General features: G+C 72.7%; 10 protein-coding genes. 9 read left to right on the forward strand and 1 reads right to left on the reverse strand.

Annotated features, from left to right (window positions below; genetic code table 11):
* Window positions 1–137: 137 nt before the first annotated feature.
* The 8 genes from AB0C16_RS20695 (at window position 138) to AB0C16_RS20730 (ending at window position 9,521) form a co-directional block, all read left to right on the forward strand.
* The gene (locus tag AB0C16_RS20695; RefSeq protein WP_357685277.1) at window positions 138–1,007 is read left to right on the forward strand and encodes an RNA polymerase sigma-70 factor; all 870 of its coding nucleotides are present in this window, start codon (window positions 138–140) and stop codon (window positions 1,005–1,007) included.
* Window positions 1,008–1,014: 7 nt separating this feature from the next.
* The gene (locus tag AB0C16_RS20700) at window positions 1,015–1,770 is read left to right on the forward strand and encodes an SDR family oxidoreductase (RefSeq protein WP_357685157.1); all 756 of its coding nucleotides are present in this window, start codon (window positions 1,015–1,017) and stop codon (window positions 1,768–1,770) included.
* A gap of 101 nt (window positions 1,771–1,871) precedes the next feature.
* A complete protein-coding gene (locus tag AB0C16_RS20705) occupies window positions 1,872–3,521 on the forward strand; it encodes an FAD-dependent oxidoreductase (protein ID WP_357685159.1) in 1,650 nt (549 codons plus the stop codon).
* Window positions 3,518–4,993, forward strand: a complete 1,476-nt coding sequence (locus AB0C16_RS20710) for an ATP-binding protein (protein ID WP_357685161.1) — start codon at window positions 3,518–3,520, stop codon at window positions 4,991–4,993. Before AB0C16_RS20705 ends, AB0C16_RS20710 begins: the two co-directional genes overlap by 4 nt.
* A gap of 277 nt (window positions 4,994–5,270) precedes the next feature.
* A complete protein-coding gene (locus AB0C16_RS20715) occupies window positions 5,271–6,455 on the forward strand; it encodes a serine hydrolase domain-containing protein (protein ID WP_357685163.1) in 1,185 nt (394 codons plus the stop codon).
* 201 nt (window positions 6,456–6,656) lie between these two features.
* Window positions 6,657–8,441, forward strand: a complete 1,785-nt coding sequence (locus AB0C16_RS20720) for a protein kinase (RefSeq protein ID WP_357685165.1) — start codon at window positions 6,657–6,659, stop codon at window positions 8,439–8,441.
* 98 nt (window positions 8,442–8,539) lie between these two features.
* Entirely contained in the window at window positions 8,540–8,785 is a 246-nt protein-coding gene (locus AB0C16_RS20725; RefSeq protein ID WP_357685167.1) for a hypothetical protein, read from the forward strand.
* Window positions 8,772–9,521, forward strand: a complete 750-nt coding sequence (locus AB0C16_RS20730) for a glucose 1-dehydrogenase (protein ID WP_357685168.1) — start codon at window positions 8,772–8,774, stop codon at window positions 9,519–9,521. The genes AB0C16_RS20725 and AB0C16_RS20730 overlap by 14 nt, the downstream gene beginning before the upstream one ends.
* 28 nt (window positions 9,522–9,549) lie before the next feature.
* Here AB0C16_RS20730 and AB0C16_RS20735 read toward each other — a convergent pair whose 3' ends face one another.
* On the reverse strand, window positions 9,550–10,227 hold the full coding sequence (locus AB0C16_RS20735; RefSeq protein ID WP_357685170.1) for a PaaI family thioesterase: 678 nt from the start codon (window positions 10,225–10,227) through the stop codon (window positions 9,550–9,552).
* A 298-nt stretch (window positions 10,228–10,525) separates the two neighbouring features.
* Between AB0C16_RS20735 and AB0C16_RS20740 the strand changes: the two genes are divergently transcribed.
* The gene (locus tag AB0C16_RS20740) at window positions 10,526–12,601 is read left to right on the forward strand and encodes a CHAP domain-containing protein (RefSeq protein WP_357685172.1); all 2,076 of its coding nucleotides are present in this window, start codon (window positions 10,526–10,528) and stop codon (window positions 12,599–12,601) included.
* The last annotated feature ends 45 nt before the right edge of the window (window positions 12,602–12,646 follow it).

Here is a 12,646-nt window from a genome sequence, read left to right on the forward strand (position 1 = left end):
GAACATCTACCGAGGGAGTGACCACGGCCCTTCGGCGTGGCGTACATGACGAGGCTGCGCGGCGCCGACAACAGCCGGGCGCGGCTACGGCTCGACTGGCGGCCCCGATACTCGTCGATGCTGGACGGGCGGGCATGATGCCATCCGTGGACTTCGAGGAAGTGCGTCCCGTGCTGCTCGGGCTGGCCTACCGCCTGCTCGGCAGCATGTGGGACGCCGAGGACGTGGTGCAGGACGCCTGGCTGCGCTGGGACGGCGTGGACAGGAGTGAGGTCAGGGAGCCGCGCGCGTTCCTGATCACGGTCGTGTCGCGGCTGGCTCTCGACCAGCTCCGCTCGGCCCGGGTCAAGCGCGAGGCCTACACCGGCCCCTGGCTGCCCGAGCCGATCACGACGGACGAGGCCGGGCCGCTCGACACGGCCGAGCTGCGCGACACCGTGTCCTTCGCGACGCTGCACATGATGGAGCGGCTCGCTCCTCCCGAGCGCGCGGTGTTCGTGCTGAGGGAGGCGTTCGAGCTCCCCTACGACGAGATCGCCGGGATCGTCGGCGTCTCGGTGGTCAACGCCCGGCAGATGTACCGCCGGGCCTCCGTGCGGCTGGCGGACGGGCGCGGGCGGTTCCGGCCGACGACCGAGGAGCACGGCAGGCTGCTGCGGAGGTTCATGGAGGCGGCCTCGGGCGGCGACCTGGCCACCCTCACGGAGATGCTGCACGAGGACGTCGTCCTCTACAACGACGGCGGTGGCCGGGTCAGGGCCGCGCTGCGCCCGATCTTCGGCCGTCGCAAGGCTGCGGCCTTCATCGCCGGACTGCGGGCCCGCTACGACTTCTCGGCCGCGCGGATCCTCGAGGCCAACGGCCAGCCCGCCATCTGGGCCCGCATCGCCGGCACCGAGCAGCTGATCACGCTCGATGTCCGCGACGGGCTCGTCCACGCGATCTACGGAGTCCTCAACCCCGACAAGCTCCAGCGGGTACGGCCCACGCGGGCCGCCGATCTATAGTCGGCCCATGGATCTCGGTATCAAGGGCAAAGTCGCACTCGTCACCGGCGGCAGCGCGGGCATCGGCCTGGCCGCCGCCAAGAGCCTCGCACGCGAGGGGTGCGACGTCTGCGTCAGCGCCCGTGACCCCGAACGACTCGCGGACGCGGTCGTCGAGCTGCAGGAGTACGGCGGGGTGGTGCACGCCGTGCTGGCCGACGTGGAGGACCCTGAGTCGGCCGCCCGCCTGGCGGCCGAGACCCGCGAGGTGCTCGGCCCGGTGGACATCCTGGTCGCCAACGCGGGCGGCCCGCCCGCCGGCCGGTTCGTCGACGCGAGCCTGGCCGAGTGGGACGTGGCGATCCAGCGCAACCTGCTCGGCACCGTCCGGCTGATCCACGCCGTGCTGCCCGAGATGCGCTCGCGTGGCTGGGGCCGGATCGTCACGATCACCAGCAGGTCGGCGCGTGAGGCGATCGACGGGCTGGCCCTGTCCAACGCCACCCGCTCGGCCGTGGCCGGGATCGTCCGCACCCTGGCCCGTGAGGTGGGCGGCGACGGGGTGCTGGTCAACAACGTGCTGCCGGGCCCGATCGACACCGAGCGGCTGCGCGAGCTGGCCCTGGAGGAGCCGTCCGCGCGTGCCTCCGGCGTGCCCGTGGGCCGGATCGGCCGCCCCGAGGAGGTGGGCGACGTGGTCGCGTTCCTGGCGAGCGAGCCCGCCTCCTACGTCAACGGGATCTCGATGCTCGTCGACGGCGGCGCCAGCCGGGTCATCGCCTGACCAGCGCATTGGTGACCCAGTGTGAATTGTTACCAGCCGGGCATCACATGACATCCTGCCCTTAGGGACCTCGTGAAGGACCTCATGGGGAAGGCAGGGTCATGGACAAGCCGGTCATCGTGACGGTCGACGACGATCCGGGGGTGTCCCGGGCGGTCGCCCGAGACCTCAGGCGCCGTTACGGCCGTCAGTACAGGATCGTCCGGGCCGAGGCGGCCGGCCAGGGCATCGAGGCCGTCAAGGAGATGCGGCTGCGCGGTGACGAGGTGGCCGCGATCCTCGCCGACTACCGCATGCCGCAGATGAACGGGGTGGAGTTCCTCGAAGCGGCCATGGACATGTACCCGTACGCGCGCCGGGTGCTGCTGACCGCCTACGCCGACACCGACGCCGCCATCCAGGCGATCAACGTGGTCGACCTCGACCACTACCTGCTCAAGCCGTGGGATCCGCCGGAGGAGAAGTTCTACCCGGTGATAGACGGCCAGCTGGACGCCTGGCACCGCACCGACCGGATCGAGGTCTCGGAGCTGCGGGTGGTGGGCGACCGCTGGTCGGCGCCGTCCTACCGGGTGCGCGACTTCCTGGCCCGCAACCACGTGCCCTACCAGTGGATGCTGGCCGACGACCCGGAGGGCGCGCAGCTGGTGGCCGCCGTGGGAGAGGAGTGCCACCTGCCGCTGGTGGTCACGGCCGACGGGGGGTCGCTGCAGTCGCCCGACCAGTCCACGCTGGCCTCGGCCGTGGGCCTGTCGACCACTCCGGCGACCGACTTCTACGACCTGATCGTGATCGGCGGCGGCCCCGCCGGGCTGGGCGCCGCGGTCTACGGCGCCTCGGAGGGCCTCAACACCGTGCTGGTCGAGGCGCACGCCTCCGGCGGGCAGGCGGGCCAGAGCTCCAGGATCGAGAACTATCTGGGCTTCCCCGACGGCGTCTCCGGCCAGCAGCTGGCCGACCGGGCCCGCAGGCAGGCGCTGAAGTTCGGCGCCGAGCTGCTGACCGCGCGCAAGGTCACCCACCTGGAGCCGCGCGGGCAGGCGCGGGTGGTCGGGTTCGAGGGAGGCGGCGAGATCGCGGCGCACGCGGTGATCCTGGCGACCGGCGTCACCTACCGCCGCCTCGACGCGCCCGGCCTCGACGACTTCGTCGGCCGGGGCGTCTTCTACGGCGCCGCCATGACCGAGGCGCCCGCGTGCCGGGACAGCGAGGTCTACATCGTCGGCGGGGCGAACTCTGCCGGGCAGGCGGCCGTCTACCTGGCGGGATTCGCGAGCACGGTCCATGTGTTGGTAAGGAGTGACGGTCTGGAGAGATCCATGTCGCACTACCTCATCGAGCAGATCAACGCGATCCCCAACATCGAGGTGCACGTCCAGAGCCACGTCACCGGCGGGCAGGGCGACGGGCACCTGGAACGGCTCACGTTCTCGACGAAGGGCGAGGAGCGCACGGTCGACGCGCAGTGGCTGTTCGTGTTCATCGGCGCCGAGCCGCACACCGCCTGGCTCGGCGACACCGTCGAGCGCGACGAGAGGGGATTCGTGCTGACCGGGCCCGACCTGGTGCACGGCGGGAAGCGGCCGCGCAACTGGACGCTCAGGCGCGAGCCGTACCACCTGGAGACGAACGTCCCGGGGGTGCTGGCCGCGGGTGACGTGCGGGCCGAGTCGATCAAGCGGGTCGCGTCGGCCGTCGGCGAGGGCGCGATGGCCGTCGCGCTCGTGCATCGCTACCTGGAGAAACAATGAGCACAGAGCCATCGGCGGGCGTCGGCACCAACGTCGAAACCAACGTCGACATCGACGAGCTGCGCAAGTTGTTCCTGTTCGAGCGGCTGACCGACGACCAGCTGTCCAAGCTGGCCGCCAGCGGCGCGATGAGCGCCTACGGGCAGGACGAGTTCGTCGTCCGGCAGGGCGACCCGGCCGAGTGCTTCGCGGTGCTGGTCGAGGGCGAGGTGCAGATGATCCAGGAGACGGTCAGCGCCGGGACCGTCGCCATGCCGCGCACCTCCCAGCCCGGCGTCTACGGCGGGGCCACGGCCGCCTACCTGGGCGACCGGGCGCCGCAGACCTACCAGCACTCGCTGAAGGCGACCGCGCCCTCGCGGATGTTCATGCTGCCCGCCAAGAAGTTCGCGCACATCGTGGCCGAGTGGTTCCCGATGGGGATGCACCTGCTCGACGGGCTGATGTCGGGCGGCCGGGCGCAGCGGGAGGTCATCGACAGGCGGCAGCGGCTGACGGCGCTCGGCACGATCACGGCGGGGCTCACGCACGAGCTGAACAACCCGGCGGCGGCGGCCGTGCGGGCGGTGGGCGAGCTGCGTTCCCTGATCAGGACCTCGCGCATGCGGCTCGCCCAGCTGGCGGAGGACGGCATCGCGCCCGAGCGGCTGCGCGCGATCATCGAGATGCAGGAGAGGTGCACCGAGGCGGTGGACACACTGCCGGCGCGCAGCCCGATGGAGATCTCCGACGCCGAGGAGACGCTGGCCGACGCCCTGGAGGAGCTGGGGGTCGACGACGCGTGGGATCTGGCGCCCGCGCTGGTCAGCGCCGGTTTCGCCGAGGAGCACCTGGCGAAGGTGCGTGCCAAGGTGGGCGAGGAGCACGCGCCCGCGTCGCTGCGCTGGCTGGCGGGCGCGGTCGAGATCTCGCAAATGCTCACCGAGGTCACCGAGGCCACCGAGCGGATCACCTCGCTGATCCGCTCGGCCAAGCAGTACTCCCAGATGGACCGAGCGCCGTTTCAGGTCTGCGACCTGCGCGAGCTGCTCGACAGCACGGTCGCCATCTTCCGCGGCAAGATCCCGCCCGGCATCACCGTCGTCACCGACTACGACCCGACGCTGCCGCCCGTTCCCGCCTACGCCGGGGAGCTCAACCAGGTGTGGACCAACCTGATCCACAACGCGCTCGACGCGATGGGCCAGGAGGGCACGCTGACGATCCGCACCGCGCACGACGAGGACGAGGCGATCATCGAGGTCGGCGACACCGGTCACGGCGTCGACGACGCGATCAAGGACCGGATCTTCGAGCCGTTCTTCACCACGAAGTCCGTCGGCCAGGGCACGGGGCTCGGGCTGGACATCTCCTACCGGATCGTGGCGGGGCGGCACGGCGGCGAGATCAAGGTGCGGTCGGTGCCCGGCGAGACGTGGTTCGAGGTGCGGCTGCCGCTGCGCGAGCCCACCACGGTCCCGTCACCGGCCTGAGCGCCGCCCTCGCCCTAAGGGCGGAAAACTTCGGCGGCCGGAGGTCTCAAGGCACGGGGTGACGCCCGGCGAGCGGGTCCTGTGGCTGGGCCAGAACTCCCACGCCGTCCTCGAACTCCTCCTGGCCTGCTCCCGCCTGGGCGCTGGCGGCGGTCGGCCGACCCGGGCGGCGGGGTGGCCGTTGCAGAGGGTGCCACCCTGGTCGTCTGGGCCGAAACGGCCCCAGTTGTTAGGCTCGGCAACCAAGTAAGCGCTTCCTTTCGAGGTGGAGGGTTCCATGCACTGTGATCCGCGGTTCTCGCGCGTGCGCGAGGTGTTCGAGCGTCACTTCGCCGACGGCGAGGAGCTCGGCGCGGCGTTCGCGGTCTACCTCGACGGCGAGCTGGTCGTGGACCTGTGGGGCGGCGTCGCCGACCGGCACACCGGGCGGGCCTGGGGGGAGGACACCCCCGCGTACGCCTACTCCTGCACCAAGGCGGTCACCGCCACCGTCCTGCTCCAGCTGGCCGAGCGGGGGCTGGTGGACGTGAGCGCGCCGGTGGCCGAGGTGTGGCCGGAGTTCGCGGCGCAGGGCAAGGAGGCGATCACCATCGGGCAGTTGCTCACCCACGAGGCCGGGCTGCCCGCGCTGGAGGAGCCGGTGCCCGTGCGGGAGTTCGGGGACCACCCGGCCATCGCGGCCCGCCTCGCCCGGCAGCGGCCGCTCTGGGAGCCGGGGACGGCGCACGGATACCACGCGCTCACGTACGGGTTCCTGGTGGGCGAGGTGGTGCGGCGGGTTACGGGCAAGTCGGTGGGCGAGCTGGTCGCGGCGGAGATCGCCGGGCCGCTCGGACTGGACCTGTGCCTCGGCGCCCCCGACGCGGTGATCGCCCGCGCCGCCCGCCTGTCGAGCGGCGAGCGCCCCTCCGCCGCCCGAGCGGACGCCCCGGGCGCGGCGCCCGGCGACGGCAGGGCCGACGCGGACGTGCGCGGCGATGTCTTCACGCGGATGGCGCGGGCCGCTCAGGACCCGGAGAGCCTGATGAACCGGGCCCTCGGCAACCCGCGGATCCAGGCGCTCGAAGGAGGCGCCAACAACCCCGCCATCCTGCGCGCGGGCTGGCCCGCCGCCGGACTGGTCACCACGGCCAGGAGCCTGGCGGGCTTCTACCGGTCGCTGATCGCCGGCGACCTGTTGCGCCCGGAGACGCTGCGCGACGCCGTCCGCCCGCGCGTCAACGGCCCCGACCGGGTGCTGTACGTGGACAGCTCGTTCGGCCTCGGCTACATGCGCCCGTCGATGACGTTCTTCGTCCCGTCGGCCACGGCGTTCGGTCACACGGGCTTCGGGGGCTTCCTGGGCATGGGCGACGAGGAGCGCGGGCTGGCCGTGGGCTACGTGATGAACAGGATGGCCAACGCCGTCTCCGGCAGCCTGCGGGCGTTCCGTCTCACGGAGGCCGTCTACCGGGCGCTGTGACCGCACGGCGCTCAGTGCGTGGTCACGCCGCCGATTTGGCCGTGCGCTTGCTTGGCTCAAGCGACAGGAGCTCTCTTGGCCTACAAAAAGGTGACAGCGGGTGATATGTGGCAACTGACGGCGAAATATCTGCCATCGTGACAACCGGAACCCCGGGTGAGACCGTCGAACCTCAGGACGGCTGCGTGATGGGGGTTGGACGTGGTCCCTGGTTACCGCGAAGTACGCCAGCTCGGCGCCGGCCACACCGGCCGTGTGTTCCTCGCGACCTACCAGTCCACCGGCGCGTACGTGGCGATCAAGTACCTGAACGCGACGCTGCGCAGGGACGCCGAGTTCATGGAGCGCTTCCGGGTGGACGCCCCCGCGCTGGTCGAGATCGACGATCCGAACGTGGTCAGGCTCTACGAGTACGTCGAGACGCAGACCCGGGCCGCCGTGGTCATGGAGCTCGTCGACGGCGTGTCGCTGCGCACACTGCTGGGCGAGCACGGCCGGACCAGCCCGGAGGCGGCGCTGGCGGTGCTCAAGGGGACCCTGCTGGCGCTGGCCGCGGCCCACGAGAAAGGGGTGCCGCACCGGGACGTCAAGCCCGAGAACGTGCTGGTCCAGGCCGACGGCACGACCAAGCTGGGCGACTTCGGCGTGGTGGTGCACGCGGAGGAGCCCGGGGTGCCCGCGGGCAGCCCGCCGTACATGTCGCCCGAGCTGTGGACGCGGGACCAGGCGGGGCCGCCCGCCGACCTGTACGCCGCGGCCTGCGTGCTGTTCGAGGCGGTCAAGGGACGGCCGCCGTTCCGGGCCGACGACGTTCCGGCGCTGCGGGACGCGCACCTGGTGGAGCCGGTGCCGCTGGAGGTGGTCCCCGACACGCTGCGCGACCTGCTCCGGCGCGGCCTGGCCAAGGATCCGGCGCTCAGGTACGCCTCGGCCAGGCAGTTCGCGGCCGAGCTGGAGGAGGACGCGGTCGCCGGCTACGGCCCCGAGTGGGAGCAGCGCGGCCGTCGCCACCTGGCCGAGCTGGCGACGCTGCTCGCCCTGCGGTTCCCGCTGGCCAGGGCCGACGCGGCGGCCGGTCCGGCCCCGGTCACCGTCCGCGAGAGGCTGTCGAGGGTGCCCCGGCTGCCGCCCCACCTGTGGATCGCGGGCGCGGCGGTCGTCGCCGTGCTGGTGGCGCTCATGCTGTCGGGCGGCCGGCTGCCTCCCGGTCCCGGGACGGTGCTGATGCCGCAGCCCGAGACTGCCGGTGAGCTCGACCCCGCCCCCGCCGACGCGACGACCCCGGCCCGATCCCCCGGGAGGAGCACGCCCCCCGCCTCCCCGACGGCCGCCCCCACCGGCTCCCGGCCGGCCGGCTCGCAGCCCGCCGTGCCGACGACCACGGCAGCACCCACCACCGTGCCCACGGCCGCGCCCACCGCGGCCCCCACCATGGCTCCCACCGCCCGGCGCAGCGCGAACGCGCAGCCCCGACCGGCCGTGCGCTCGGCCGACATCGTCCAGTGGAGCGGCTCGGCGGGCGAGGTGCGCGTCGCCGCCGAGGGCACGGGACCGGTCCGGCTGCGCCTCACCTACACCGTGCGCGAGGGCGACGGCCCGGCCCGGACGGTCGGCGAGGAGTCGCGCACGCTCACCGGCAGGACCGTCTACACGAGCGGCGTGCTGCGCCCTCCGGGCGTCGTGCCGTGCGGAGTGCGCGCCCACTTCGGCATCGTGGTGCTGACCGAGCCCGCCGCGGGGAACGGCCCGCAGGTCAGCGAGGTGGCCGTGGACGGGGCTCCCTGCCCGTCCGGCCCCACTCCTTCCGTTCCCCCGCCGGGCACGGCCACCCAGGGATCCGGGGGCGCGTCGGCCGCCGGGCCCCCGACCCCTGCCGCGCAACCGACCTCGCCCGGCGAGTCGCCGTCCGCGCTCTCCGGCACGGCCACCCATTCCGACGAGGTGCCCGGTTCCGAGGGCTTCGGCGCACCGGACGCGAGGCCCTGACGGCCGTGCCGCGCCCCGCGCGACCGGACGGACCTCCGCCGGCGCCCCCTTCCGCCGTCGGCGGCGCGGCCTTGCCGGGAAACCAAGCGTGCGCTAGCTTGGCACGCGATGCCGCTGACACCTCCCCCTACTGGGCCGCCCGCGGGGGCGGCGAGCTCGCGGCGGCGCAGGGCGAGCTGCCGGTGACCAGGATCGTCCTGGTCACCAGGAACGGCGAGTGCGTGCCCGCCGGTATCGAGGACGATGTACGGGAGATCGCGGCGGCGGCGGGAATCCCCGTCTACCGATCGATGGAGGCGGCCGCGGTGGCCATCGCGGCGGGAGGACGACATGGGACTGCTTGACGGCAAGGTGGCGCTGATCACCGGCGGGGCGCGCGGCATGGGCGAGGCGCATGTGCGGCTGTTCCTGCAGGAGGGAGCGTCGGTGGTGTTCGGCGACGTGCTGGACGAGGAGGGCAGGGCGCTGGCCGCGGAGACGGGGGCGACGTACGTCCATCACGACGTGACGAGCCCCGCCGAGTGGGAGCGGGCCGTCGGCACGGCCGTCTCGGCGCACGGCCGGCTTGACGTGCTGGTCAACAACGCCGGGATCCTGAAATTCCGGCGCATCAGCGATATGGACCTTGACGACTTCGACCGCGTGATCGGCGTGAACCTCAAGGGCTCCTGGCTCGGCGTCAAGTCGGTCATCGAGCCGATGAAGGCCGCCGGCGGGGGGTCGATCGTGAACATCTCCTCGATCGAGGGCTTCGTCGGCGCCGAGGGCCTGTCGGCCTACGCGGCCTCGAAGTTCGGCGTCCGCGGCGTCACCAAGTCGGCCGCCCGCGAGCTCGCCCGCTTCAAGATCCGCGTCAACTCCGTGCATCCGGGGGCGATCAACACCTCGATGGTGATGGACCCGGAGATCATGGAGGCCGTGGACGCCGAGGCGTTCGTCAAGTCCATGGTCATCAAGCGCTTCGCCAAGCCGGTCGAGGTGTCGCACGTGGTGGCGTTCCTGGCCTCCGACCGGTCCAGCTACTGCACGGGCAGCGAATTCACCGTGGACGGCGGCCTGCTCACCGGCGCCGGCTACTGAGCCGCCCCAGGATGTGTCCGGCCGGCCGCTAACCGGCGGCCAGCGCGGGCCATCCCACGTCGCCGGGGCCGATCCGGGGCACGTCCGTCACCTCGCGGTCGAGCCAGGCCGTCGGGACGATGAACAGGCCGGTCGCCTCGACCAGCGGCGTGCCGTCGGGCAGCGCGATGCGCCCGTTCGCCCAGGCCTTGCGCCCCTCGGAGCGGTCGTACTCGGCCGACGCCACGAGCGGCCGGCCGTACGGCACGGGTGCACGGTAACGGATGGTGAGCGTGCCGGTCAGGCCCGCGAAGCCGGCGACGGCCACCGCCTGGCCGAGCAGGTGGTCGAGCATCATCGCGCTGACCCCGCCGTGCACGGCGCCGGGCGGGCCTTCGTGCAGCGGCCGGAAGGTCACCTCCGCCCGCACGCCGCCCTCGGGGGGCGCCTCGATCACCAGCGGCGGCGCGTACGGGTTGGCGGCGCCGGTGACGGCGTTGCCCAGGTGCCGCACCGTCCCGCCCGGCCCGATCTCGAAGGGCTGCGGCGAGGTGCGGCGGGCGGCGTTGAGCCGTTCGGTCAGCGCCGTCAGCTCGGCGGTGACGGCTGCCAGCTCGTCCTCGCCGACGTCGGTGACCGCCACCGCGTCCATCAGCTCGCGGGTCCGCTGCGCCAGCACGCACAGTGCCGCGAGACGGGTCTCATCGGCGGTCACCTCAATCGTCATGCCGACATCCTAGAACACGTTCTACCGAATCCGGTTCACCGGTAAGACAAGGTAGATCTTTTACGGATAAACCGACTTTGCGGGGACATTTCTGGCAAGCTCTTGACCTGCAGATTCACCAACCTTGAGGGCTTTACGTTCTCATGACGCGTGCTTGACCTGCCCTTTTGTCACGGTAGCCTCCTTCATCACGGAAGACGACAGGCCTCCGGATTGTCGCATCTGTCCCGGGATACCCGCTTTACCCAGGATTGTGATGGCAAACCCGGTCTTGCCCGGAAGGTTCCCCAGCACGTCCATGACGCCAGAGACGCAGAAGTTCATCGACCTTCTCGAGAGCCAGCTCGGCTACTCCGAGAAGTCCGGCGCCTACACCAAGTTCGGCGACTGGTACGGCAAGAACGTCGAGTTCGACGCCGACTACAGCGCCGCGCCCTGGTGCGACATGCTGCTCTCGTGGGCCGCGCACAAGCTCGGCTACGAGGAGTGGATGGGGCAGTTCGCCTGGACCATCGGGCACGCCAGATGGTTCAAGAAGAACGACGCCTGGGGCCGCAAGCCCGAGCCGGGCGCCTTCGTCTTCTTCGACTGGGACGGCTCCGGCTCGATCGGCGCGATCGACCACGTAGGCGTCGTGACCAGGGTCGAGGGCAACACGATCCACACCATCGAGGGCAACATCGACGGCGGCGTCCTCAAGCGCAAGGAACGTGACACCAGCAAGGTCGTCGGCTACGGATACCCGGAGCGGATCAAGGAACGCCTGGACGAGCGACTGGCCGAGCAGCAGGCCCGGGAGAACGCCTCCCGCGACCGGGCGAACGAACCCACCACCAACGCCACCGACGTCGGCCGGCTGCAGAACGGCCCGCTCAGCTCCCTGATCCCCTACTCGGAGGTCCGCCAGGAGGCCCAGCCCCCGCTGCCCGCCGAGACCGCCCCCTCCCGGGCACCGCGCGACGAGGCCCAGCGGAACGAGGCCCAGCAGGCGGGCGCCCCCGCTTCGGCCGCCACCCAGGCCCAAGGCAAGGTCCAGTCCTCCGACACCCCCCGCACGACCACCACCGCGCCCTCCGCCGGCGTGGGGCAGGCGGCGAAGAAGGGCAAGCACGCCAAGCCGGCCACCGCCGACACCAAAACGGTGACCAGCGAGCCCCTTCCCGTCCTCGTCGACGCCTCCGCCTCCCATCCCGTCCCGGCGCTCGGCTCCCCCGCCCTGATCGGCTCCGCCCTGGTGGCCGCCCTCGCCATGCTCGCCATCGCCAAGACCAGACAGCTACGCGTACGGCCCGCGCTCGCCGCCCCGGCGCCCGTCGAGCCCGCCGCGCCCGCCCGGCGCGGCCACCGCCGCCGCAAGCCGCGCACCGCGTTCACGGTCGCCCTCCTCGCCAGCCCCGTGCCGGAAACCGTCGAGCCCGCCACGCGGGTCATCACCCAGCCCGTCACCCCGGCGCCCCTCGTCCCCGTCGGAGGCGCCCAGCCCGTCACCCCGGCGCTCCTCGTCCCCGTCGGAGGCGCCCCGCCGTTCGCCCCGGTCGTCGTTCCCGACATTCCCGAGGCGACCAGCGACTTCGACGCGTTCACGCCTTCCGCGACGCCCCTGCGCGGTGCCCGCGGGCCCCGGTACGTTCCCACCGAGCCCTGGCCGGCTCCGGCCCCCGTCCGGCACCCCTTCGAGAGCCCCATCCGTGCCCGCCGCCCCTTCCCGGCCCTGGACGACACCTGGCAGGAGCCGGACGGCCTGCCGCGGGCCCACGAGGCGGCGCGCTCGCCCCAGTCGCACACCCATCGAAGGGACGGCGGCTACTACGGCCGTCGCCGCCGCAGCGGCCACCCGATCGAGGAGCCCGCCGCCTTCACCCCCGACGCCCCTCTGCGCGGCCGCCGCCACCGCACCTCCGACGCCCACCGCGCCGAGACTCACCGCTCCGATCAGCGCTGGTCCGACCCCCGCTTCTCGGACCCCCGCCGCGCGGACGCCCCCTGGCCGTCGCCGCGCCGCGCGGAAGCCCACCGAGCGGAAGCCCACCGAGCGGATCCTCATCGCGCAGAGCCCTCCCGTCCCGCACCGCACCAAGGCGATGCCCTGTTCGCGGAGCCGCGCGGAGACGCCTACTGGGCGGACGCCCTGTGGCCGATGCCGCCGGGCCCCGACGCGCCACGAGGCGGCGCGCTCTCGGCGGAGGAGGACGCGCCGCCTGGCCGCCGCCACCGCGTCACGGATGCGTACCTGGACGAGCCGCCCGTGCGGAATGCCGTGCCACGAGGCCGCCGCCACCGCGCCGCCGCCCACGCCACGGAAGCGCCCGCCCTCGTCACGGCGTCCGGCGCGGATCAGCGCAAGGGCTCCCGCCGAGGCCGCCACCGCGCCTGACGCGTCCATCGCGGCCCCGAGGACGCGAGCGGCCCGCAGACGATC

This window comes from Nonomuraea sp. NPDC048916, assembly GCF_040649575.1.
Taxonomy (GTDB): Bacteria; Actinomycetota; Actinomycetes; order Streptosporangiales; family Streptosporangiaceae; genus Nonomuraea.